The 23,250-nt window shown below is 53.2% G+C and carries 19 protein-coding genes; 4 read left to right on the top strand and 15 right to left on the bottom strand.

Going from position 1 to position 23,250, the window contains the following annotated elements; genetic code table 11:
• Positions 1-23: 23 nt before the first annotated feature.
• From NW212_RS11520 to NW212_RS11510, 3 genes are all read right to left on the bottom strand, one after another.
• Positions 24-2,375, bottom strand: coding sequence for an FtsX-like permease family protein (locus tag NW212_RS11520; RefSeq protein ID WP_258338789.1), 2,352 nt, complete (start codon positions 2,373-2,375; stop codon positions 24-26).
• 128 nt (positions 2,376-2,503) lie between these two features.
• The gene (locus NW212_RS11515) at positions 2,504-3,754 is read right to left on the bottom strand and encodes an efflux RND transporter periplasmic adaptor subunit (protein ID WP_258338788.1); all 1,251 of its coding nucleotides are present in this window, start codon (positions 3,752-3,754) and stop codon (positions 2,504-2,506) included.
• A 33-nt stretch (positions 3,755-3,787) separates the two neighbouring features.
• Complete coding sequence (locus tag NW212_RS11510; protein ID WP_258338787.1) at positions 3,788-5,140, bottom strand: TolC family protein; 1,353 nt, start codon at positions 5,138-5,140, stop codon at positions 3,788-3,790.
• A 241-nt stretch (positions 5,141-5,381) separates the two neighbouring features.
• Here NW212_RS11510 and NW212_RS11505 point away from each other — a divergent pair, with 241 nt between their 5' ends.
• The 4 genes from NW212_RS11505 (at position 5,382) to NW212_RS11490 (ending at position 10,869) form a co-directional block, all read left to right on the top strand.
• A complete protein-coding gene (locus tag NW212_RS11505; protein ID WP_258338786.1) occupies positions 5,382-6,746 on the top strand; it encodes a sigma-54 dependent transcriptional regulator in 1,365 nt (454 codons plus the stop codon).
• Positions 6,736-8,043 carry a PAS domain-containing sensor histidine kinase gene (locus tag NW212_RS11500; RefSeq protein WP_258338785.1) on the top strand — a complete coding sequence of 436 codons (1,308 nt, stop codon included), beginning with the start codon at positions 6,736-6,738 and terminating at the stop codon, positions 8,041-8,043. Before NW212_RS11505 ends, NW212_RS11500 begins: the two co-directional genes overlap by 11 nt.
• A gap of 345 nt (positions 8,044-8,388) precedes the next feature.
• On the top strand, positions 8,389-9,213 hold the full coding sequence (gene ispE / locus NW212_RS11495) for a 4-(cytidine 5'-diphospho)-2-C-methyl-D-erythritol kinase (RefSeq protein ID WP_258338784.1): 825 nt from the start codon (positions 8,389-8,391) through the stop codon (positions 9,211-9,213).
• Between the two features lie 12 nt (positions 9,214-9,225).
• Positions 9,226-10,869: an RluA family pseudouridine synthase gene (locus NW212_RS11490; RefSeq protein WP_258338783.1), complete on the top strand. Its 1,644-nt coding sequence runs from the start codon at positions 9,226-9,228 to the stop codon at positions 10,867-10,869.
• A 105-nt stretch (positions 10,870-10,974) separates the two neighbouring features.
• Here NW212_RS11490 and NW212_RS11485 read toward each other — a convergent pair whose 3' ends face one another.
• The 12 genes from NW212_RS11485 to NW212_RS11430 form a co-directional block, all read right to left on the bottom strand.
• Positions 10,975-13,530: a DUF5686 and carboxypeptidase-like regulatory domain-containing protein gene (locus tag NW212_RS11485; protein ID WP_258338782.1), complete on the bottom strand. Its 2,556-nt coding sequence runs from the start codon at positions 13,528-13,530 to the stop codon at positions 10,975-10,977.
• A gap of 46 nt (positions 13,531-13,576) precedes the next feature.
• On the bottom strand, positions 13,577-14,560 hold the full coding sequence (locus NW212_RS11480) for a CDP-alcohol phosphatidyltransferase family protein (RefSeq protein WP_258338781.1): 984 nt from the start codon (positions 14,558-14,560) through the stop codon (positions 13,577-13,579).
• Positions 14,561-14,577: 17 nt separating this feature from the next.
• Positions 14,578-15,012 carry a thioesterase family protein gene (locus NW212_RS11475; protein WP_258338780.1) on the bottom strand — a complete coding sequence of 145 codons (435 nt, stop codon included), beginning with the start codon at positions 15,010-15,012 and terminating at the stop codon, positions 14,578-14,580.
• Complete coding sequence (gene fabG / locus NW212_RS11470) at positions 15,009-15,737, bottom strand: 3-oxoacyl-ACP reductase FabG (RefSeq protein WP_258338779.1); 729 nt, start codon at positions 15,735-15,737, stop codon at positions 15,009-15,011. Before fabG ends, NW212_RS11475 begins: the two co-directional genes overlap by 4 nt.
• A gap of 22 nt (positions 15,738-15,759) precedes the next feature.
• Positions 15,760-17,238, bottom strand: coding sequence for an NAD(P)/FAD-dependent oxidoreductase (locus NW212_RS11465; protein WP_258338778.1), 1,479 nt, complete (start codon positions 17,236-17,238; stop codon positions 15,760-15,762).
• Positions 17,239-17,263: 25 nt separating this feature from the next.
• A complete protein-coding gene (locus NW212_RS11460) occupies positions 17,264-17,635 on the bottom strand; it encodes a beta-hydroxyacyl-ACP dehydratase (RefSeq protein ID WP_258338777.1) in 372 nt (123 codons plus the stop codon).
• Complete coding sequence (locus NW212_RS11455; RefSeq protein ID WP_258338776.1) at positions 17,632-18,060, bottom strand: beta-hydroxyacyl-ACP dehydratase; 429 nt, start codon at positions 18,058-18,060, stop codon at positions 17,632-17,634. Before NW212_RS11455 ends, NW212_RS11460 begins: the two co-directional genes overlap by 4 nt.
• Positions 18,057-18,302, bottom strand: a complete 246-nt coding sequence (locus tag NW212_RS11450; RefSeq protein WP_258338775.1) for an acyl carrier protein — start codon at positions 18,300-18,302, stop codon at positions 18,057-18,059. Before NW212_RS11450 ends, NW212_RS11455 begins: the two co-directional genes overlap by 4 nt.
• A gap of 238 nt (positions 18,303-18,540) precedes the next feature.
• The gene (locus NW212_RS11445) at positions 18,541-19,764 is read right to left on the bottom strand and encodes a beta-ketoacyl synthase (RefSeq protein ID WP_258338774.1); all 1,224 of its coding nucleotides are present in this window, start codon (positions 19,762-19,764) and stop codon (positions 18,541-18,543) included.
• A gap of 85 nt (positions 19,765-19,849) precedes the next feature.
• Positions 19,850-21,037, bottom strand: a complete 1,188-nt coding sequence (locus NW212_RS11440; protein ID WP_258338773.1) for an N-acetyltransferase — start codon at positions 21,035-21,037, stop codon at positions 19,850-19,852.
• 153 nt (positions 21,038-21,190) lie between these two features.
• Positions 21,191-22,081, bottom strand: a complete 891-nt coding sequence (bla, locus tag NW212_RS11435; RefSeq protein WP_258338772.1) for a class A beta-lactamase, subclass A2 — start codon at positions 22,079-22,081, stop codon at positions 21,191-21,193.
• An 88-nt stretch (positions 22,082-22,169) separates the two neighbouring features.
• Positions 22,170-23,243, bottom strand: a complete 1,074-nt coding sequence (locus tag NW212_RS11430; RefSeq protein WP_258338771.1) for an alpha/beta hydrolase — start codon at positions 23,241-23,243, stop codon at positions 22,170-22,172.
• Between the last annotated feature and the right edge of the window lie 7 nt (positions 23,244-23,250).

Raw genomic sequence — 23,250 nt, 5'->3', positions numbered from 1 at the left:
AAAAAAGTCTGTAAATGGTAAAGTCACTCCGTCTTCAGATTGTTCACCGGGTTCTCGCGCGTAGCACTCCGGCCAATGAGCCATACCGCCACCAGCGAAATGAAGGATATGGTCAGAAAGGCGGCCACCGGAACCCACCATGGGAAACAGCTTTTAAAAGTAACGATCTTGTCTATCTGCATGATTCCGAACCACATCAGGGGAATGGCGATTATCAGACTGACAAGGGCCGAACTGAACGAAAAGCGCATCAGCCGGCTCTGCTCGCTGAGCGGACTGGAACCGAATACCTTACGTATCGCCATATCGCGCTTGCGCTGGGCTATGAAGTAAACGCTCATGGCCGTAAGTCCCAATAGGGAGATAAGCAAGGCGGCAAACGTGAACACTCCGATTACCTTACCCACACGAATAATATCGGAATAGGAATCCAACAACAAATCATCGTACCACCTTGACTCAAACGGAACCCCATCGATCATTTCCGAATAAAGTGCATCAAGCCGCTTCTTGTGGGCCTCCAAATCTCCGTCATATGTTTCTATCAGTACGTCCCACGGATAGGCGATACTATCGGACGGGAAAATCTGGAGCAATATCGGACAGGGCTTCTCTAAAGCCGAACGGAGTTGGAAGTCGGGGATGCGCCCGGCGATGTTCAATTTCCAAGATCCCTCGGCGTTCATTACAGAAGAAGCACTGTCATCCAAGGCAAGTTCCTTGTAGGCACGGCGGCTCAAATAATAACTTGAAGGTGAAGGAGACAGGCCGTAGTCTTTTTCCAATGGTATATGAAAAATGGAAAGGAAAGACGAATCGGCCACAAAAAGTCGGAAACCTATAGGAGCTGACCTACCCTTCACGTTGAACTCGGAAAGCGAGCTATTACCCCCGTCCACTGGAAAGCCACGCGTGAAGCAGACGTTCTTTACAAACGGAAGCCGGCGTGCCTCATCACGGAAACGGGCGAGATTCTTTGTTTCGCTCATATTGGGAAAGCAAAGCACATGCCCGTAGCTATATCCCAACGGCTCATCAAGGATTCGGAAGAACTGAACCCCAAGATAGAGCGCGCAAGAAAGGAGAGCCGTCGTGAGTCCGCACTGCACGACATAAAGCAAACGCAGGTACACCGTCTTAGTCTTCCGCCTGAACGTGCCCTTCACTACATCCATCGGGTTGTATCTTGAGAGTATTGTGGCCGGGACGAGTCCCGACACCGCTGAAATCAGCACGATTCCCACCACATACCAGAACGCGGTTTCCGGAGTCAGGTCACCCACGATGTCCAGCCTCGTCTTCAGTTGCTCCATCACATACGGCTCTGCAAGCACAGCCAGAAGAAAGGCAGCCACAAAGGCTACAACAATCATTACCAACGACTCTAACATCATCCGCCAAAAAATGCAGTTCGGAGTCGAACCGAGCAACCTGCGCGTAGCCATTTCCTTGGCGCGGTACGAAGTCTGCGCCACACTCATGCTCACATAGTTACATACAGCCATTAGAAGAACCAGCAAACCTGCCACAGCCATCACCGTCATCACCCTCCGGCTATACTGATTCATGTTCGTACACTCCATTTCGGAGAAATACACATCACGCATCGGCACCCAACAAGCCTTTGAGTACGTTCCGTAGAGATAAGGCCAGGCAAACGTCTTGAGCCATGCCAGCATGTCAGCATTTTTGGCGTTCGGATCCACCCCTTCGGGCACATGTATGAAAAGATTCGCCCCTCCGAAGTTCTGCATGCCAGTGTTCTCGATGGCGGCGGCAGTATTAATGTATTTCATTGTCTCAAAAGGAAACACCATCTCTGTTTCCGAAGGGAAGATGGAATTGCCTATATCCTCCATGATTCCCGTCACAGTATAGACATGTCCGTCAGTGAAGTTCATACGGATGGACTTCCCCAACGCGTTTTCCTTTCCGAAAATGCGATTGGCCGCCGAGCGCGAGAGCACTACGCTGTAATCATCGCACAACACTTGGGCAGGGTTCCCTTCCAGTAGCGGGAAACCGAAAAATGTAAAAAAGTTATCCTTTGCCACCAGTACTTTCACATCGTATTTCCTCCCATCCACATCTGCATACTCATCACCTATTCCCGCGCAATTCGTGCTCACGCACCAATCCTCTATTTCTGGATAGCGGTTTGCTAAACGCTCGCCCAGCACATAATGCGCACCGAAGTATTCCTCGGAAGCGAACAGGTAAGTATGGTCCACATCCTTCAAATCCTTGTCCACGGTAAGCTGGCGCATCACCATGTCGGCGATGAGGAACACAAACATCAGCGAAATGCTCAGCCCCGCCACATTGACAAACGTAAAGAGCCTGTTGCGCTCCAAGAATGTAAAATAAGTCTTCATGTTTTCTTACAGTTATCTCATCGTATATTCTGTCGTTTTTTCCTTTCACACCTGTCCGCACATCTCGCCGGAAACGAGCCGTGAAGTCCGTCAAGATGAGCGGTCAGTTTTTTATCTTCAGGCTCCATTCATTTCAGAACAAGCACCTCGTTGTCCTTATAGCCTTCGTAGCCGGAAACGATAACCTTTTCACCTTTTTCCAGTCCTTCGGTCACTTCGTAATACTGAGGGTTCTGCCGCCCGATGCGTATCTTGCGCCGGTAAGCCTTCTTCCCGTCTTTATCGACCACGAATATCCAGTTTCCTCCGGTCATCTGGAAGAAAGTTCCTTTCGGGATGAGCACACTTTGGGTAGGCTCTCCCAACTGAAGGTCGATATAGTAAGTCTGCCCGCTCCGGATGTTTTCCGGACGCTTTCCCTGGAACACGAAATCGGTGCGGAACCGTCCCTCACGCACTTCAGGATACACCTTGCGCACCTTCAGGCTGAACTGCGATCCCTGACGCTCGAATGTGGCGGGAAGCCCGTTGGTCACCCGGTCGATATAATGCTCGTCAATCATCGCCTCGATCTTGAAGTCCGAGAGGTCATTGATCTGTCCCACCATCTGTCCTGCGGTGATGTTCTGTCCCAGTTCCGCGTCGAGCAGTCCCAGCTCCCCGTCAATCGGTGCGCGCACCTCCAGCTTGTCCTTGCGTTCGCGGATCAGAAGCACGTTCTTCCGCATGTTCTGCAGATTGTCTTCCATCTGATCCATCTGAATGGTACGATAAATGGAATCCTGCACCAGACGCTCCGTCACCAGTCCGTGCTTCTTTACGGAAACCTCATAGTCTTCCTTTGCCTGCAAATATTCCTCCCGGCTGATGAGCCGCTCCCGATAGAGCCGCTCGTACTGGTTGAACGTGCGGAGCTTGCGGCGCGCATCCACGTCGAGCTGCACCTTTTCGGTTTCGTTGTTCAGCTTGTCCTGCTGCATGGTGACCTGCGTGTTTCGGAGCAGGTTCTGCTTTTCGGCCAGTTCCGACTCGGCATTCAGAATCTGAAGATCGAGGTTCGAGTTGCTCAGGCGGAGAATCACGTCACCCTTTTTTACGTGGGCACCTTCCTCCACCACCTTCTCGCGTACGATTCCTCCCTCCTCGGGACTGAGCTGCACTACCGAGATGGGCTGCACCTGCCCGTTCACCCGGATATAGTCGTTAAACTCTCCATAAGTCACTTCCGCAATGTTCAGCGAGCGTCCGTCCACCTTCAGTGTAGAAGCATGATTGCCGAACACAATCCAAAGCAGCAACGCCAGCACTGCCCCTCCCCCTGCGATATAAGGGATGTGCTGCTTTCTGATACCTTTTTTCTTTTCCAGTTGAATATCCATAATGTAAATAGTTGACAGTTTAAGGTTATGTTTTCAGTTCTCAACGTTTAACCGACAATTGATTATCTCCTCTCCCTTGTAATAGTCCACCAGCCTGCATTTCAGCACATAGGTGAGCTTGCTCTGCAAGAACAGCGTTTCGCTTTCGAGAAGCGTGGCGGCACTGTTCTGCACATCGAGCGAAGTCATCAGCCCCTCCTCGAACTTGCGGCGCGTCACATGATAGGCCAGCGAGTCGGAAGCCACTTTCTTTTCCATCTGCACCGTTTCTTTCAGATAGCCTTCACGGTCCTGCACCGCCTGAAGCACCAGCTTCTGAAGTTCGGTTTTCTGCTCCTCGTACTGCTCGCTGGCTATGCGGTAGTTGTTGCGTGCCTGGCGCATGCTTACCGCCCCCGAAAAGCGGTTGAAAAGCGGAATGCTCATGCTCACCCCGAAATATTGCCCCAGGTTGTTCCGGAACTGCCTCCCGAAGCTGTCGTACCCGTCCTTGTGCAGCTCTTTGTAGTAGGAAGAAGAAACGCCTCCGAAAAGCGTAATCTGAGGCAGGATGTTCGCCCACGAACCTTTGCGCTGCATGAGAGCGATTCGCTTGTTCATTTCCGCCTGATGCAAAGTGGGATTGGTGCTCAATGCCGCACTCACCACATCCTCCGGAGAGTCGGCCGAGAGCTTCACGAAAGAAAGAGGGCTTGCATCAAGCAGGCAGGTATCAAGCACCAAAGGCTCTGATGCCGGATAATTCATCTTCTGCTTCAGCGTCAGCATGGCCGTTTCAAACAGGTTACGCTGGCGCGTCAGATTATAAGCATCAGTAGCCTGCTGGGCTTCCATCTGCGCCACATCCGCCAGTCCCTTCAGTCCCAGCTCTTCCTGGCGCCGGGTCTTGTAGAGCAGCGAATCGCTTTCCGCCAGCTTCTTCCGCGCCAGACGCTCCGTTCCGTAGCAATAGAGCGCATCGATGTAAGCCTGAAAGGTTTCGAGCGCCGTATTGTCGCGCGCTTCCTGAAGGGCGGCCTTTCCCAAAAGGACGGCGGCCTTCGATCGGCGCAGCTCATTGACCAGGCTCCCTCCGCGAAAAACGGTCAGCGACCCCTCCAGCGTGTATGAGTTGTTGAAAGTGGACACATTATTATAGGTATTGGTTTCGGGGTCTACCGAACGACCGAAATTGTACTGCACTCCCGTGCTTCCGCTCACTCCGGGCAGAAAGCTCCCGATGGCCTGCAGCCGGTCGAGTTCATAGTTTTTCGCCTCCAGAAGGCGCTGCTTCACCGTATGGTTATGTCCGACGGCGTATGCCATGCACCGGTCCACACTCCACACTTCCTGCGCCTCACCATGAAGCGCGAAGCATCCGGCCACCGCCATACAGATAAATTTCACGTTGCTTGTCATATTCATGTCTGAAATCAAAAATATAAAAAAGTCATTCATCCGATATTCATGAATCAAAGTCCGTGCCAAAACAGCAATCATCTGAAAAACAGCACATAGCAGTAAGAGGAATTCCGTAAAAGTGTCAAAAATTTATACACTGCGTGTAAAATAATTTGTCACTGCTTCCGTTTGAGGCGCAGACTTTTTTCCATAAATTTGCATCACATAAAAACAGACAATACACACCATGGCAAAACAAGGCACACTTCTGATTGTCGACGACAACCAAAACATACTGACCTCGCTCCGCTATCTGCTGGAAGAACATTTCGCACAGGTACTCACCCTCAGCTCGCCGACCACACTCCCCACGCTGATCAGGCAAGAACCCGTCGACCTCATTCTGCTCGACATGAACTTTTCGTCGGGCATCAACAACGGAAACGAGGGCCTTTACTGGCTCCGCGAAATCAAACGGATGAAGCCGCAGATACAGGTGGTGCTGTTTACGGCATACGCCGACATAAACCTGGCGGTCACAGGACTGAAAGACGGAGCGTCGGACTTTGTGGTGAAGCCCTGGGAAAACGGCAGACTGGTGCAGACCCTGCTCGAAGCATACCGGAAAGGAAACGGAAAAGACAAGAAGAAACAGCTCGCCCCACAGATGCCGGACGAGGGAGCAATGTACTGGGGAGAGTCGGAAGCCGTCAAGCCGCTCCGTATGCTGGTGGACAAAGTGAGCGCCACCGATGCCAACATCCTCATCACCGGCGAAAACGGAACAGGCAAGGACATGCTGGCGCGCGAAATCCACCGCCTCTCGAACCGGCGCAACGGACCGATGGTGACGGCCGACATGGGAGCCATCACCGAATCGCTCTTCGAGAGCGAACTGTTCGGCCACGTGAAAGGTTCGTTCACCGACGCACACGCCGACCGCATCGGCCGATTCGAGGCAGCCAACGGCGGAACGCTCTTTCTCGACGAAATTGCCAACCTGCCCTACCACCTTCAGGCAAAACTGCTGACCGCCATCCAGAAACGAAGTTTCGTGCGGGTAGGAAGCAACCGTCCACAGTCTACCGACATCCGCCTGATATGCGCCACAAACCGCGATCTGGACGAGATGGTGCGCAAAGGAGAATTCCGCGAAGACCTGCTCTTCCGAATCAATACCATCCATCTGCATATCCCTGCCCTGCGCGAACGGAAAGAAGACATCCTTCCGCTGGCCGGACTCTTCCTGAAACGGTATGCCGCGAAATACGGACGGAACCTGCAAGGATTCGATGAGGAAGCCCGCAAACTCCTGCTTTCGTGCCCGTGGTACGGGAATATCCGCGAACTGCAGCATGTGATAGAAAAGGCGGCTATCCTTTCGGACGGGGACGAAGTGAAGACCGACGCCTTGCAGCTAGCCCCTGCGCACCACCCCGAACCGGACCGGAAAGCGCAGACAGAAGAAGACATGCAGACCCTTGACGAGATGGAGCGAAGCCTCATCATAAAAGCCATCGGCAAGTGCAGCGGAAACCTGTCGCAGGCCGCCGCGCAGCTGGGAGTAACAAGACAGACCCTCTACAACAAAATGAAACGGTATGGCATCTAGACATCTATTATCGGCGGGAACGCGCATAGCGCTTCTGACAGCGGGCACGGCTGCACTCACACTGGGCGTCTGCACCCGGAGTCTGGCATATATGGCCGGAGGAAGTGCCATGTGCCTGCTCTCCTTCATCATCTTCCTGGTGATGAGGCACCGGCTGAAGGAACGGAGCTGGCTCATGCTCGAAGCCATCCGCAACCGCGACTATTCGTTCCGCCTCCCCATGCAGGGACTGGCAGAAGGAGAGCGCATCCTTCAGGACACGCTCAACCAGTTCGGCGAGATGATGGCCGGGCAGAAGCAGCTCATGGAACAGCAGGAGCACTTCTACGGACAGATTCTGTCGGGAGTAAGCACGGGCATCATCGTGCTGAAAGAAGACCATTCCATCATGCAGAGCAACCCTGCGGCAGCCAAACTGCTGGGACTCCCTGTGCTGGGCACGCTCGGCCAACTGGAACGCTACGGGAAAGATGTCCCGGAAACGCTCTGCCGCCTGAGCTCCGGCGAACGGTGCAACCTCCATCTGAACACATCAAAGGGCGAAATCCAACTGGCGGTCCGCGCCTCGGAAATGGAGCTGGGAAACCAGACTGTACGCATCCTTACGCTGAATGACATACGAAGCGAAATGGACAGCAAGGAGCTGGACTCATGGATCAGGCTGACCCGCGTCCTGACACACGAAATCATGAACTCCATCGCCCCGATCTCATCGCTCAGCGAAACCTTCATGAAGCGCGACGATGTGATACACTCTTCTCTCTATGAGGGCATACGGGCTATCCGCGACACTTCGGCGGGACTGATTTCGTTTGTCGACAGCTACCGGAAATTCTCGTCCCTGCAAAAGCCTTCGCCCGAGCCGTTCTACGTCACGGAGCTGGCGGCGCAGATTGAGGAGCTTCACATCATCCCCGGACACATTACGTTCACCAAACTCATCGAGCCTTCGGAACTGATGCTCTACGCCGACCCGAACCTGATCCGGCAGGTGCTGCTGAACCTGATAAAGAACGCGGTGCAGGCTATCGGCGAGCGGAAGGGACGCATCCACCTCCGCGCCTATTCGTCTACGGCCGACGAGCATGTGTTTATCTACGTAAGCAACAACGGTCCCGTCATACCCGAAAACGAGGCTGAGGAGATTTTCGTGCCTTTCTTCACCACCAAGAAAGAAGGGAGCGGCATCGGGCTGTCACTCTCGCGGCAGATCATGAAGCTTTCGGGAGGAACCATCACGCTGCTGAAGTCAGGAACCAACGGATGGAACACAACTTTCGTACTGGAATTTGAATGAGGGGAAACCAAGCGATTCAGCCGAATGCAACGATTCACAAGTCCAACTTCATTGCTCACGCCGCATAAAAAAGCGGACGTTCCGCAGAAAAATCTGTATCTCTAGCCTGGAGATGCAAATCTCCAGCGTGAAGATATATGTCTTCAGCCTAAAGATACACGTCTTCAGGCTGAAAACAAACTTCTTTTGCGGGAAGTTCCCGATTTGTTCCGGACATCCGGACGGACGCAATGGATTTCGCACCAGAACACCCGGGCATTCTCTCTCAGTAAAAGGACGCTCCCGGACTTGCGCGTTTTCAAAAGATTCACTACCTTTGAAAAAACCAAAAAAAGACACTGCATTATGATCACTTTTCCTAACGCCAAAATAAACCTCGGACTCAACGTGGTGGAGAAGCGTCCCGACGGATACCATAATCTGGAAACCGTATTCTATCCCATCAACCTCCAGGATGCCCTCGAAGTGAACCGTCTGGAAAATACCGGCGAACCTTACAGACTACGTGTAAGCGGAAGCACGCTCGACGGATCGCCCGAAGACAACCTCGTGGTCAAGGCATACACACTGCTCAGCGATGCCTACAGCCTGCCTCCCGTAGACATCCACCTGTTCAAGCATATCCCTACAGGGGCAGGACTGGGAGGAGGCTCGTCCGACTGCGCTTTCATGATCAAGACACTGAACGAGAAGTTCCGACTCGGAATGAGCATCGAAGAGATGGAAAAGCATGCCGCACGGCTGGGGGCGGACTGTGCCTTCTTCATCCAGAACCAGCCGGTATTCGCCACCGGAACAGGGAACGTGTTCGAGCGTGTCAGCCTCTCGCTGGCCGACTATACACTGGTGCTCGTCAAGCCTGACATCAGCGTTTCAACGCGCGAAGCCTATGGCGGAATCCGTCCGCGCCGTCCCGAAACATCGCTCAAGGAGATTATCCGCAGGCCGGTGGAGGAATGGAGGGACTGCATGAAGAACGACTTTGAGGAAAGCGTATTTGCCAGACATCCCGAAATAGCCGCCATCAAAGACAAGCTCTACGACATCGGAGCAACCTATGCCTCGATGACCGGATCGGGATCGGCCGTATACGGACTGTTCAGAAACAGGGTGGAAAACGTGAGCGAACAGTTCGCAGGATGCTTCTGCCGCCAGCGCGAAATGATCTGACGCTCCCGATTCATGGAACACGCATATACCGACCGCATTCATCGGTTCAACCGCAGCGCCGACGGCATTTCCCTGCCGCCGGCTTTCACGTTTCCGTTTTTCTACACACCGCACCCGCTGGTCGTACAGGCTGCCGGGGAGGTGCAGGCTTACCTCTCCGCACGCACGGACTGGGCGGAGGAGCTGGCAAAGGGAAAGATGTTCGGCGTGCTCGTAGTGGAAGACACCAAGGGAGAAGCAGGATTCGTGGCGGCCTTCTCGGGCAATCTGGCCGGAAGCAACCTGCACGCGTATTTCGTCCCTCCCGTCTACGACCTGCTGCGGCCTGAGGGATTCTTCCGCACCGAAGAGGCGAACATCTCCGCCATCAACCGGCGGATTGAAGAGATGGAAAGCTCGCCCGAATATCTTGCGCGACAAAAGGAATATGCCGAATGGCAAAACGAGGCAGCCCTGCGGCTGGCCGGCGCACGCCGGCAGTTGAAGGAGGAGAAGCAGCGGAGAGACAGACTGAGGAAACTGGGAACTGACGAAACAACGGAGCAGGATCTGATACGCGAGAGCCAGTTTCAGAAAGCCGAATACAAGCGGCTTGAAAAAAAGCTGAAAGCGGAAGAGGAAACACTGAAGACTGCTCTCGACGAACAGGAAACGGAAATACTGCGGCTGAAGCGAGAAAGGAAATCGCGCTCGGCAGCTCTCCAGCTCAAGCTCTTCGCACGTTTCCGGATGCTCAATGCGCGGGGCGAAGAAAAAGATCTGCTCGAAATCTTCAGGGACACGCCGCAAGGAATACCTCCCGCCGGAGCCGGAGAATGCGCCTTGCCCAAAATGCTCCAGTTTGCCTACCTGCATCGTCTGCGTCCGCTGGCAATGGGCGAGTTCTGGTGGGGTGACTCGCCCAAGGAAGAAATCCGTATCCACGGGCATTTCTACCCCTCATGCAGGGGGAAGTGCGGACCAATCCTGCGCCACATGCTTGAGGGGCTGGAGGTGGAAAAGAATCCGCTTCAGGAAGATATCCACCGCACGACACCGCTCGAAACCGTTTATGAGGACGAATGGATCGTGATTGTAGAGAAGCCGGCCGGAATGCTTTCCGTGCCGGGAAAGGACGAAATCGGCTCGGTACTCGAACGACTGCGCGAACGTTATCCGCAGGCCACAGGTCCTCTCCTCGTCCATCGGCTCGACATGGCCACTTCGGGGCTGCTTCTGGCGGCCAAGACCAAAGAGGTACACCAGAAGCTTCAAGCACTCTTCGAAACGCGCAACATGCGGAAAAAGTATGAGGCCATACTGGAAGGAACTGTGGAAACGGATGAGGGGTGCATCGAACTGCCGCTCTGCCCCGATCCGACCGACCGACCCCGGCAAATGGCAAGCACCGAACGCGGAAAGCCTGCCGTAACACGCTATCGGGTGAAGAAAAGAGAGGGCGGAAGGACATGGGTGGACTTCTATCCGCTGACCGGACGCACGCACCAGCTCCGCGTACATGCGGCTCATCCTTTGGGACTGGGACACCCCATTGTGGGCGACGAACTCTACGGACACAGGGCAGAGCGGATGTATCTTCATGCGGCTTCCCTCGAATTCGTACATCCCGTTACAGGAAAGAAGATACAGGTGGAACGGGAAGCGGATTTCGGATAAAAGACCGGGAGCCGGCAGGCAAAAGACACAACCGGCAGTCTGACAAGACAAACTCCGTGGCGGTTCCGCTTCCCCTCCGGCAACTTCCGGCCATGCATTTCCAACTCAGAACGACAGACGCATGGTTGCACGTACTCCCCGGCGCTGGATGTCCGGATTGTCGAGGTAGTTGAGCCTCCACACATAGTCTAGCCGAAGGAACTTGAAAATGTTCTCGATGCCCACGCTCACTTCCATGTAGGGTGCTCTGCCCATCGTTCCCGATCCGGCGGGAAAGGCATACAGCCCCTCCCCGTTCTTCATCGGATTGTTTTTGTCGGTCAGATGTCCCCACAGGCCGCGGAAGCAGAACACCTCCCTCCACTTCAGTTTCTTGATGAGCGGAATGCGGTTGAAGAGGTTTCCGTTCAGATAATAAGTAAGGTCCCACGACATGTATTCGTCGTTGATGAACTCCATGGCATTCATATTGGTATATGCTTCCGGCTGGATTGTGTAGGTCAGGTTGGCATTCGGAATGATGAGCAGCGGATAAGGCACCTTGCTCCACACCTTTCCTGCCTTCGCTATCAGGTCGGCATAGCCGAACGCCGAGAACCAGAACCGCTTCTGTACGCCCAGCTCCGTGCGGTGATAGTTGAACGACGAGCCCAGCAGCCCTTTCCGGGCCATGGTATGGCTGAGGTTGAAGATCAGCGCATCATAGGTGATCGGCACACGCTGCGTGCGTGTCTGGTAGAAACGCTCGTTGCGCCCGTAGCGGAATTTCAGTTCCAGTTCGGTCATGTCGTAGCGGCCCACCGGACTGAGACTTCCGTCTGCCCCGATACGGTTGAACTCCGCATAGGGAGTGGCGTACTCCCTGAAGTTGCGCACCACGGCACCGTAAGATATTCCGTTGTAATGTTCGCGCGTGTAAGTCAGTTCCGCCCTGCGCAGGTAAGTGGCACGCGTGTCCTTCTTGCGCCGGATGGCCAGCATCACGTTGTCTTTGCTGGTATACATATAGTTCTGCCCCAGCTTGTTGATGTCATACATATACTCGAAGCGGAGGGAATGCATCGGATATTCCAGACGGAAATCCTTCCGCGGGTTAAACGAATACTCTACAAGCGCATCATACTTCATCTTCTTGTCCCTCGTGCCATAGGCAGCGTATCCCTCGAAAAACCAGTGTTTGTTGAAGACAGGGGTGGTTCCTCCGCCCACACGGAAGCGCGCCCCTTCGATGGCATTCCCGTTGATGGTGCTGTTCATCGGTCCAAGATCAAACTTGTTCTTCTCCGGATTCTTGTCGGTAGGAATATAGCCCGACACCAGTATGGAAACCGCTTTCTCCACGAAGTAGAACACCGGAACCGAACGGAACTTAGCCATCAGCTTTTCTACGGAGTTAGGGTTTTTCTTCTTCAGTTCGTCAGGCCGGCTGGCTTCCCAGAAATCGTTTCCCTTCTTGTAAGCGTCGTCAGCCACAATCACGGGAGCGTTTTCTGAGAACACGCGCGCCCGCTCCTCCGAAGGAGGATCGAACGAATGGTGACTGTAGGCATTCAGACGCTGGGCGTAAAACCCGTTCGACTTCTCGATAATCTTGAAGTTTATGCGGATGTCGTCTTTCGTAATGATACGGGTGCCGTCTGCCGCGCGCTCGAAGGTTTGTTCGATAGTCATGCCCGACACAAAATTCAGATTGATGTCCTTCGGTACGTTCAGAATCGCCCGCCGAACAAAATAAGTTGAATCGAGAGGCACAAACAGATGTCCCGTGAACCCGAACGACTCCGAGTTGAAAGGCACGAAGCCCAGATCGACCACCGGCTTGCCTTCCACTTGCAGCGTATCGAGAAGATAATACTTGTAAAACGCCGGACCGATAGTGGACAGAGGACTCACGAAACGCTGGAGAAACAGGGGTATGTTGTTCTGGAAGATGTCCACCTCCTTGAAAGCTTCATCCAGGAACTGCTGCACACCGTCGCGCGAGAACACCTCGTCTACCCCCGACGACTTCGCTCCCACCACCACACGCTTTTCCGATTTCGGTGACTTGCGCCAGTAGACATGCTCCAGCTTTTCCTTTTCCGAAACGGGCAGAATTGTGGTGCCCACCTCAAGCGTGTCTACAAAGTCGGCCACGAAATCAAACTTGCCCGTCTTCCCGTCAGCTCTTTTTTTCGGAACATAATCGTTCAGGGCAAACACGATACGCTCGTAACGGTCGTAGCTGAAATAGTCGCGGTTGCGCGGATCATTCCCGTCGCGCGCGTCAATCACCTTGCGCACAAAAGCCACGGCAGGATTGTCCCTCCTGCGATAGCGTTCACGCTTCGGCTTCACGATCACTTCCTCCAGTGCGATGCCCGAAGGCACCAGCCGTACATGCAGGTTGCCCGACTTGCCCGGTTCTACTCGCACCTTTTTCGTGTCGTATCCCAAATAAGAAACTTCAAGCACGGCCCTCTTCTTTGAAGCGGTGAATGAAAACCTTCCGTCCGCATCCGTCATTGCCCCTTTTCCCGTCGATTCCAACTGCACGGAAGCATACGGCAGAGGCTCTCCGCTCACCGAATCGGTTACAATGCCTTTGAAAAGCGCAGTCTGCCCGAAGGCGGACACCGCGGCGAGCAAAGAAAGCAACAAACATATTGTTCTGATTTTCATTCTATTCTTCATTTAAAATCCGGTCGGTGAGAGCGGAGTGAAACCATTATATTTCTTCGCACAATCTCTTGCAGAAACGTTCATGCCTGGCCCGCATGTATCGGGCAAGAGCTGACATGACTACCACCTCGAACACGAAATACAGCCAAGGCAGGTCGATCAGACATACGGTATAGAGCACGATTGCCCGGGTATTGAACGTAAGGACATTCGTCCATTTCATCAGCGGAAGCGACAGCTCGCGAAACCTGTCACGGAAAGCCTGCGGAATGTTCTCGGTCGCCCCATACTTTTCGCGCAGGCATTTCATCAGCCGCTGGAAGTTTGGAGTCTGTTTCTCCTGCGTCCGGGTATAGTTGACGTATGTCTTCAGAAACGCTTTCCAGAGAAAGTTCCCTTTCCACGGGGTTTCATCGTAAAGCTTCTGCTGCTGCACGGAATTATCAAGCTCGCTTCCCGCCTCTCCTTTCAGGAAAAACAGATGGACCTGACGGTAATAGTCGGCTATCCCGCACTGGCGGCTATGGCATCCGAAACCGGAATACAGCACCAGGACAAGCAGCAGAAGCGTGGCGATCCATGTGTTCTGAGGAGTGTCTTCAAGTCCCATCCAACTGAACTCAAGCGTGTGATGGTTATAGAACCGGCAAACCAGTGACAGGTAGATGGGTATAAACCATACCTCGCTCGCCGCTCCGTCGAGAATCCGTCCCAGACGGGTCTTTTTCCCCGTCATACGTGCCAGCTGCCCGTCGGCGCTGTCATAGAAATTGGCCCATGCCAGAAGCATGACTGCTGCCACATTCATCCAAAGCCCTTCCCAGCCTTCCGTACGGTAGGAACCGTGGACGAAAAAAAGCGACGAGCCTGCCCCGATGATCATTGAAAGTACGGTAACCGCGTTAGGATGGACACCCAGACGCTCGAACAGAAGCGCCCAGCGGTAGCCTATGGGACGCGTCCATACTTTGTCGAGCCACTCTTCCGTATCGTTCGACTTATAAGTTGACTTTATATTTTCGTTCGACATATCACAATACATTTAAGTTATTTCCCGCCCGAAGAAAGAAGGAATCTCTCCTTCCATTCCCGATAATATGCCGGCTCTTCCAACATCAGTTCTCCGCTCTCGTCAATGAAGAGCTGCACCGTATCACCCTCAGCACACAGCACTCCGTCGCTCTCGCGATACACCCGGTAATGATAGTCCAGCCGGGCACCCGGATGATGCACATAAGCCGTATGAATAACCGCCCTATCGTTCAGAGCCAATGGTGCCAGATACTTCACATGCAGGTCGTAAACAGGCGCATAAATTCCCTCACGCTGCATGTCCGCATAACCAATTCCGGGATACCGTCTTCCGAACGACTCGCGTCCGTCTTCAAAATAAGTGACAAAAGAACCGTGCCACACCCTACGCATGGAATCGATTTCGCTGAACTTCACCTGCACCCGGCAAATATCCTCAAGCGTTTTCACGTGTAGAGCCCTCCGTTGATTGATACCACATTGCCTGTGATGTATCCAGCCTCGGGCGAGGCAAGGAATCCCACAAGTTCGGCCACCTCTTCAGGTGTTCCGAAACGGTTGGCGGGAATGGTCTTCTTCAGTGCCGCCTCGTCCAGCCCGTCTACCATATCTGTCCGAATAAACCCGGGAGCCACAGCGTTGACCGTCACGTTCTTCCGCGCCACTTCCTGCGCCAACGCCTTTGTAGCCGCGATGATTCCGCCCTTTGCCGCCGAATAGTTCGTCTGTCCCGACAATCCCTTGAGTCCGCTCACGCTCGCCATGTTGATGATGCGCCCGTATTTACGGAACATCATCGGCTGAAGCAAAGCCTGCGTTACGTTATAAAATCCGTTGAGCGTAATGTCAAGCACCCTGTGCCAGTCTTCCTCGGGCATGAGCGCCAGAATGTTGTCGCGGCGAATACCGGCATTGTTTACCAGCACCTCGATGTATTCGTCAGGATGACGTTCTTCCCATGCCTCAAGCGCTTCGCACACCTGCTTTCTGTCGCTCACGTCAAATTTAAGCAGCTCTCCGTCCTGTCCCGCCTCGCGTACCAGTTGGAGCGTCTTTTCAGCCTCGTCCGTACGGCTCGCATAATTGACGAGAACCTGATAGCCCATCCGGGCCAGTTTGATGCAGACAGCCCGTCCTATTCCCCGGCTGCCTCCCGTTACCAATGCGTATTTCATAATTTTCATTGTTTTATATTCTTCAACTCCTAAAAACCAGCTTGCGCAGTTCTTCTCTTCCGATAATCTCCGCACAAGTCAGAAGCGCAGTCATTGTCACTCCATGCAGTCCGTGCAGCATCAGATTCTGTCCCGTGAGCAACAGGTTAGGAACGGGCGTACGAGGAGAAAGCATCGTCATGAGAGGAGCGTTGAAATCCTTGCGCACACCGTAAGCCGAACCTTCAGGAACGGACGTATAGTCGCGGTAAGTAAGAGGTGTACTCACATAGCACCCCTCCACCATATCCCTCAAGCCGGGTATCACTTCATCGGCCAGCGCAATGCACTCGTCGGCCATCCGCTCTTTCAAACGGAGATACTCCTCGCCTCTATGACCTACAACCGTGTCTGTCCACCGCTCACACTGTCCCCAGTTCATCGGAGTGAGCAGATCCACCTGACGTGCATACCCGCTCCCGTCTTCGGGAACACGGCAGCTCACCAGCACTCCGCCTACAGCTTCTGCTTCCTGATAAAATGTCCACACGCCCGGTCTGCTGTATACATAATGGTTCCAGTTGAAATAACGGAGCGCATGAGGCTTTATGCAGAGCGAAACAGTACACATCCCGAACGTGTTCTTCAAACGGCCTATCCGGCTGCGGAACACCTTCTTTATCCTTTCGCTCCGCTTCACCCAGCCGCACGTGATTGCCGGATGCACATCGCTCACGAAAACGTTTCCTTCATACACCCGCCCGTCGGAACAGACAGCCTGCACCAGCTTTCCACCCTTTTCCACAAGCTCTACCACTTCCGACCGGCAAATAATCTCTCCGCCGTACGAACGAATAGTGTCGGCCAGCGAACGGACAATCAGTGAAGAATCGCCCTTCAGCCTCCAACTGCTCTCGATAAAGCTGCTGTTGCCATGTACGAAAGTGAACAAAGGCAAGGACTCCTTGCGCAATTCCATCTTCAGCGAGGCACCGCTCAGCACATCAACCAGCAGAGGATTGCGGAACTTTTCACTCAGATACGAATAAGCTCCCACACCAGACATCGGAGAAAGCAGGTCTGCCTCACCGGCCGACATGCCCGGGGACAGGAACCGCTCTTCTCCGGCGCGGCGCAACAGAGAAGCATACTCGCAAAGCGCACTCCGTTCTGCCGGAAAGTCTTCAGCCAGCATCCGGGCAAACTCATCGAATCCCTCCGCAAACACAAAGTTCCTTCCCCCGACAGATATCCGGTCGAAACAGAAGTCAAGGCGTTTCCAAGGCAGATCAAGCAACCCGAGGTAACGAAACGGAGCATAAAGCGACTGACCTTCGCCAAGCCCTCCCACATAGTGGAATCCTGTGTCGTACCACATTCCCCTGCGGCAATAGCTCTGCATGCAGCCTCCTGCCTGCGCCCCTTTCTCGAGCACAAGCACACTCAGCCCGCTCCGAGAGAGAATGGAGGCGCATTCCAGTCCGCCCAGACCGCTTCCGACAACTATCACATCATACTTCATAGTTCATGCTTCCGCAATCCTTTTTTCACAGGTCCACTGCCATGCTGCCCCGGTATTCCATATAGGTCTTTTCTTCATCCTCCAGCAAAGCAGACACGGCATACCCTTCGTCCGTCTTCTCCAGACTGACCGTCAGCTTCAGTTCCGAACAGCTTAAAGGATCGGAAACAGCCGTCAGCCTGCATTGCTTGACAGAGGAAATAAACACCTTTACACCGACAAGTTTCATGACACACTCTCTGAGCATTTCGATGTGGCATACACCGGGACACACCGGATTGCCGGGGAAATGCCCCCGATACACATCACATCCGGGAAGGAGCCGGAGGTAGAACACCCCGTGAGCAGCTCCCATGTGAAGTGCGTCAATCTGAAAATAATTACCTTCGAGCTTCATGACTGCCAAGGTTTGACAAAAATCTTCATTTGAGTTTCGGCCGCCATGCGGTCGCCCACCCGTGTTACACCCTGAATGAGAGTCACTCCGCCGGCATCCGCCACAACCGATATCGTCGTATGCAAAAGATCACCTGCGCATGGACGGAAATGGCATTTGAACCTCTTCACCTCACCGATATAGCCCAGCGGAGGATTCTCAACGCCCTCTGCCAGTGCCTTGTAGCCAGCCAATGCCGAAGCGGACTGAGCGATATGCTCAATCAATCCCACTTCGTCAAGCCGCCCGTCCTCATCCATAAAGTAATTGTCCGGACGAACCAGCAGACTGACCTCGGCTCCGTTTTCTTCGGCCTCCAGCAGTTCGTCCACCATCATCACAGGAGCACGCTGCGGAATGAGCTTTTCTACTGCAATTCTTTTCATGCCGGCAGATGCGACTCTATATAGTCGTACAAATTGTTGAAAGTCTTGATTTCGCGCAAGTCGGCCACCGGAATCTTTATCTTGTAGGTCTGCTGGATAATGGCCACCAGATCGACCAGACTCAGGCTGTCGAGCGAAAGCGTTTCCTTCACATTGGCTTCCGGCTCAAAAGCATCCTGTTCAACTTCAAATTCTTCCGACAACAAAGCATTTACTTTTGATACAATTTCTTCACGTGTCATAATTTCCTATTTTTACAGTTGATATTTAGAAACTGTTTTGAATTTCTCCAAAAAGTTTTTCTTGGCTTGATGTGTTCGTTTTCGTGTGTGCTTTGGACTATTTTTTGATCTTTTCCGCTTCTGTTCTTCGTCAGATAGCCCGCTATCTTCCTCATCACACAAACGGAAATGCCTCAAAAACTCATCCCAAATCAGCACACGATAAATTCAAAACAGTTTCTTATTTTGCACATCGCTATTAAAGCATATTTTTCACTATCAGCGTAGAGTTTGTCCCTCCGAATCCGAACGAATTTGAAAGGAACATGTCGAAATGCGCCTCCTTCGTTTCGGGCAGGACATTGATCTTTGCCGAATCTTCGTCCGGATTCTCAAAATTGATGTTCCCGGCGATAAACCCGCTCTTCATCATCAGCATCGAATAAATGATTTCGCTGGCACCCGCCATCCACATCTCGTGTCCGGTCTGGCTCTTTGTCGATGTAACCGGCACCTTGACGTCGCCGAACACTTGCGCGATGGCCTCTGCCTCCCTGCTGTCCCCGATACGCGTGGAAGTGGCATGCGCATTGATGTAGCCGATGTCTTGAGGACTTATCCCTCCGTGCCGCAAGCATAGTTCCAGCGAACGTGCCGGCCCTGCCACATTTGGCGTAGAGATATGATCGCCGTTGCTCGAAAAGCCCCAGCTTACCACTTCGGCAAGAATAGGAGCACCGCGTTTCACGGCATGTTCATAGCTTTCCAGAATCACAGTCGCAGCCCCTCCCCCAGGAACCAGTCCGTCACGGTCGCGGTCGAAGGGACGGCTCGCCCTTGCCGGCTCGTCCTCACGCACGGAGAACGACTGGATTCCGTCGAAAGCCGCCACGCTATACATGTTGGCTTCCTGCGCACCTCCACACACCACACACTCCTGCAGACCGTTGCGGATAAGCAAGGCACCCAATCCGATGGAGTGCGATCCGGAAGCGCAAGCCGCCGAAGCCGTCAGATTAATTCCCCTCAGCTTGAACAGGCATGCCAGATTCATGGTGACTGTGGAGTTCATCGACTGGAATATGGCACCGCTTCCGCACGCCGCCGTATCCTTGAACTCGCGGAACTTGTCGAGCGCATGCATGGTGGCCTCAGCCACCGAATCATTTCCGTAAATGATGCCGATCTCATGCGAAGCGATGTAATCCGCATCAAGCCGGGCATTTTCCAGAGCCGCACGCGTAGCCATATACGCATACTGAGCTTCTTCCGGCATGAACTGCCTTTGGTTGCGCGGAACAAAAGGCTTCAGGTCCGGATGCGGTATATCGGCGCACAATGCCGAACGAAACCCCGCGTCCTTCCGTTCACGGCTGAATACGATACCGCTGCGCCCTGCATATAAAGAGTCGCGCACCGCATCAAGAGTCGTCCCCAGGCACGACCAGATGCCCATTCCTGTTATCACTACTTTTCTTTCCATAAGTCAAAATCAGAACCTCTTTAAACCTCCCCGAAAGGGAGGCTTAAAGAACCTTTCAATATAAAACAATAAAACAATTCCAGATTCAGGATGCCGAAGTCTGGCAAGCCTCCTCACGTGAAGAGCCGGGAGCGCTGCAACCGATCCTCTTCCGATAACACCTCCTCCGTTTGACAAGCTTGGGATTCAGAGGTTTCCATTGTGAAAGCTCCTTCACGTTGCTTTCCAACTGCGGGCCGGTTTCAGCCCATTTATAATGCAGCCTGTTGTAAATCGGAATAAGATCGTCGAAGAACAGCGCATTCACCCCCAAGCCCTGATAGTCGGGCCGCACGGCGATAAGCAAGAGTTCCGCTTTTTCATCGTGTTTCCATTTCAGAGCCTTGAGCAAATGATACCATCCGAAAGGCAAGAGTCGTCCGCGGCTTTTGCGAAGAGCGGACGAAAGGCTCCCCATCGTAATGGCCACACCCACCAATTCCCCCTTGTCATTCTCTATCACCGGCAGCATCTCCGGATTTATCAGCGGGAAATAACGGTCAACATACAGATCAATCTGGCGGTCGGACATCTCGGTATATCCGAACAAAGGCGAATAAGCCTCATTGAGCAACTGGAACACCCTGCGTCCATATCCGTTGTCAATATCTTTCTGGTTCAGCTTGCGCACATGAAGTCCGAACATCTCTTTCGAAAGGCGAGCCACCCGCGCATATTTGGCAGGGACTGTTTCGGGTATATCAATGCGTATCTGAACCCAGTCGACCTCCTTCTCATACCCCAAAGCCTCCATATGCTCCGGATAATAAGGATAATTATAGATGGTGATCATCGAACCTGTCTGGTCGAAGTCATCCACCAGCATCCCCTCCTTATCGAAATCAAATATCCCCATCGGACCCTGGATGTACTCCATGCCCCGCTCTCTTCCCCACTCTTCCACCGCAGCAAGCAAGGCCTCCGAGACATCGCGGTCGTCAACAAACTCGATAAAGCCGAAGCGCACATTCCGTGTCTTCCATTTCTCGTTGGCATGGCGGTTGATGATTCCGGTGATGCGACCCACAACTCTGCCCTCCCCATCATATGCCACAAACGGCTGCATCTCCGAGAATTCAAGTCCCGCATTCTTTTTGGGATCAAACGTATCGCGTACATCCGATTCCATATCGGGCACGTAATACGGACATCCCTCATAAAGCCTTTCCGGAAACTTGATGAAATCGTCCATTTCATGCTTGGACTGAACTTTCTTTATTCTCACATCTTTCATAATGCCAGCGAAAATACCGAACATCAAGATAATCTACAAATTTGCAAAACCTTTGAAACAATTTTGTAGAATTACGGAACAAGCCCGGCCGGAGGAAGAGGAAGGCAAGGCCCGTTTCCTCCCGGTTATGCCCAAGACAAAACAAAATGAAAACTACCGGACACAAAGATGGCGGTAAACGGCCGCCGAGATGTCCGCTATGATCCGCTCCGTATCTTCTGCTGACTCCTCCGAGTCTTTCACAAACACGGCTATCACATACCGTCTTCCGTCGGGCAAAGAAACGAATCCGATATCGTTGGTTCCAATCAGCTCGCCCCTCGAATTGCGGTCGCCCGTACCCGTTTTGTGCCCGACAACCGCATCCGTACCTTTCAGCGGCTTCTTCAGCCTGTTTTCTCCGGTATGGCATGTCACCATCGTTTTCTTTATGAACTGCTGATACGAATCTCCTGCAAGCCGGCGGACAAGAAACACCTCCAGCAGGCGTGCGGCAGAAAGCGGCGTGCTCCAGTTGGCGTAACACAGATCCAGATCGCGGTGCATGTCATCCTCCGTAGCGGAAATGGAGAATCCGTCAATGCCCAGCGAACGGATATACGCATCGGCAATTTCCGTTCCTCCTATATAATCGAACAAGATGTCGCAGGCATTGTTGTCACTGAGCTGCAAGGTATAAGTCAGCAGTTCGCTGACGGGAAGAGACACGTTCCCTTCCGGATGAGAGTCCCTGAGCGGACTGTACGTGTCGGGCTTCAACTGCTCTTTCTTCACCAGAATCTCCGCAGAGAGCGGCAACCCCTTCCGGTCCATAAAGTCTGCCACCGCAAGTGCCTGATGAAACTTGAAAACGCTCATCATGGGATAGCGTTCCTCATTGTTGACGGTTACCGTATCCCTCCCGTCAATGATGACCGCCACACCCACCCGGGCACGTTTCCTTTCAATTATACGGGCGATATCCTCGTGCAACGTTTCTTCTGCCACACACTGCACACAACACGAAACCAGGCAGACCAGCAATCCGAAAAATACTCTTTTCATATCCATAAGCTACAGAAAACAAAACAAAGGCAGGCCCGATGCGTATCACAAATCCGGGTCTGCCTGCAAAAATAAGGGTTTCAGCCGCTTATTTCAAATAAGTGCGGTAAAAACTTTCAATCTTGTCGAAGGGAATCTTTTCAAAATTATCGTAAAGGTCCGTATGGCTCGCTCCCGGAACAATAAGCAGTTCCTTGTTGCTGCCTTTCAGCTTCTTGAAAGCGTCTTCGCTGAAATAGCGCGAATGGGCCTTTTCGCCATGAACCACGAGCACGGCGCTGCGGATTTCATCACTGTAGGCCAGGATAGGCATATTGAGGAACGACAGCGCAGAAGTCTTGTTCCAGCCCCCGTTCGAGTTGAGCGAACGCTTGTGATAGCCGCGCGGCGTCTTGTAGTATGCATGATAGTCCTTCACGAACTGAGGAGCGTCGGCAGGCAGCGTATCGGCCACACCTCCGGCAAGCGCATACGTGCCGTTTCTGTAATCTTCCGTACGCTGGGCATTGAGCTGTTGGCGAAGTTCATAGCGTCCCCCGGCATCCATGGCATCAAAATAACCGTTTGCCGTGACGCGGCTCATATCATACATCGTAGAAGCCACCGTAGCCTTGATGCGTGTGTCGATGCCGGCAGCATTGAGCGCCATGCCTCCCCATCCGCAGATGCCGAGTATGCCGATGCGTCCGGCATCCACATCCTCACGGGTAGAGAGATAATCGACCGCCGCACAGAAATCTTCCGTGTTGATGTCGGGCGAAGCCACATAACGGGGCTGTCCCCCGCTCTCACCCGTAAACGAAGGGTCGAAAGCGATGGTCAAGAAGCCGCGTTCTGCAAGTTCCTGTGCATACAGTCCCGACGCCTGCTCCTTCACCGCTCCAAACGGACCGCAAACGGCAATTGCCGCCAGTTTTCCTTCCGCATTTTTCGGCACATACAGGTCGGCCGCCAGTGTGATTCCATAACGGTTGTGGAAAACCACCTTGCTGTGATTCACTTTGTCGCTCTGCGGGAACACCTTGTCCCATTCCTGAGCCAGATTCAATTTTTCCTCCATCATTTTATTTTCATTAAGTTGTTTTTCTTGCGCAGAAAGGCTTGCCGTCCCGCACGCACAGAGCAGCAAAGCCGCACATAAAGTACCAAACGGATTTCTCATACCGGTA

This window comes from Bacteroides sp. ET225 (genome assembly GCF_024733745.1).
Classification (GTDB): domain Bacteria; phylum Bacteroidota; class Bacteroidia; order Bacteroidales; family Bacteroidaceae; genus Phocaeicola; species Phocaeicola excrementipullorum.
Note: the sequence above shows the minus strand (reverse complement) of the source record. Positions and strands in the feature narration are given on the sequence as shown.

Excerpts from the sequence above, each read along its gene's own strand:
- NW212_RS11520 (WP_258338789.1), bottom strand. The coding sequence starts at position 2,375 with ATGAAGACTTATTTTACATTCTTGGAGCGCAACAGGCTCTTTACGTTT.
- NW212_RS11515 (WP_258338788.1), bottom strand. The coding sequence starts at position 3,754 with ATGGATATTCAACTGGAAAAGAAAAAAGGTATCAGAAAGCAGCACATC.
- NW212_RS11505 (WP_258338786.1), top strand. The coding sequence starts at position 5,382 with ATGGCAAAACAAGGCACACTTCTGATTGTCGACGACAACCAAAACATA.
- NW212_RS11500 (WP_258338785.1), top strand. The coding sequence starts at position 6,736 with ATGGCATCTAGACATCTATTATCGGCGGGAACGCGCATAGCGCTTCTG.
- ispE (WP_258338784.1), top strand. The coding sequence starts at position 8,389 with ATGATCACTTTTCCTAACGCCAAAATAAACCTCGGACTCAACGTGGTG.
- NW212_RS11490 (WP_258338783.1), top strand. The coding sequence starts at position 9,226 with ATGGAACACGCATATACCGACCGCATTCATCGGTTCAACCGCAGCGCC.
- NW212_RS11485 (WP_258338782.1), bottom strand. The coding sequence starts at position 13,530 with ATGAAAATCAGAACAATATGTTTGTTGCTTTCTTTGCTCGCCGCGGTG.
- NW212_RS11480 (WP_258338781.1), bottom strand. The coding sequence starts at position 14,560 with ATGTCGAACGAAAATATAAAGTCAACTTATAAGTCGAACGATACGGAA.
- fabG (WP_258338779.1), bottom strand. The coding sequence starts at position 15,737 with ATGAAATACGCATTGGTAACGGGAGGCAGCCGGGGAATAGGACGGGCT.
- NW212_RS11465 (WP_258338778.1), bottom strand. The coding sequence starts at position 17,238 with ATGAAGTATGATGTGATAGTTGTCGGAAGCGGTCTGGGCGGACTGGAA.
- NW212_RS11460 (WP_258338777.1), bottom strand. The coding sequence starts at position 17,635 with ATGAAGCTCGAAGGTAATTATTTTCAGATTGACGCACTTCACATGGGA.
- NW212_RS11455 (WP_258338776.1), bottom strand. The coding sequence starts at position 18,060 with ATGAAAAGAATTGCAGTAGAAAAGCTCATTCCGCAGCGTGCTCCTGTG.
- NW212_RS11450 (WP_258338775.1), bottom strand. The coding sequence starts at position 18,302 with ATGACACGTGAAGAAATTGTATCAAAAGTAAATGCTTTGTTGTCGGAA.
- NW212_RS11445 (WP_258338774.1), bottom strand. The coding sequence starts at position 19,764 with ATGGAAAGAAAAGTAGTGATAACAGGAATGGGCATCTGGTCGTGCCTG.
- NW212_RS11440 (WP_258338773.1), bottom strand. The coding sequence starts at position 21,037 with ATGAAAGATGTGAGAATAAAGAAAGTTCAGTCCAAGCATGAAATGGAC.
- bla (WP_258338772.1), bottom strand. The coding sequence starts at position 22,081 with ATGAAAAGAGTATTTTTCGGATTGCTGGTCTGCCTGGTTTCGTGTTGT.
- NW212_RS11430 (WP_258338771.1), bottom strand. The coding sequence starts at position 23,243 with ATGAGAAATCCGTTTGGTACTTTATGTGCGGCTTTGCTGCTCTGTGCG.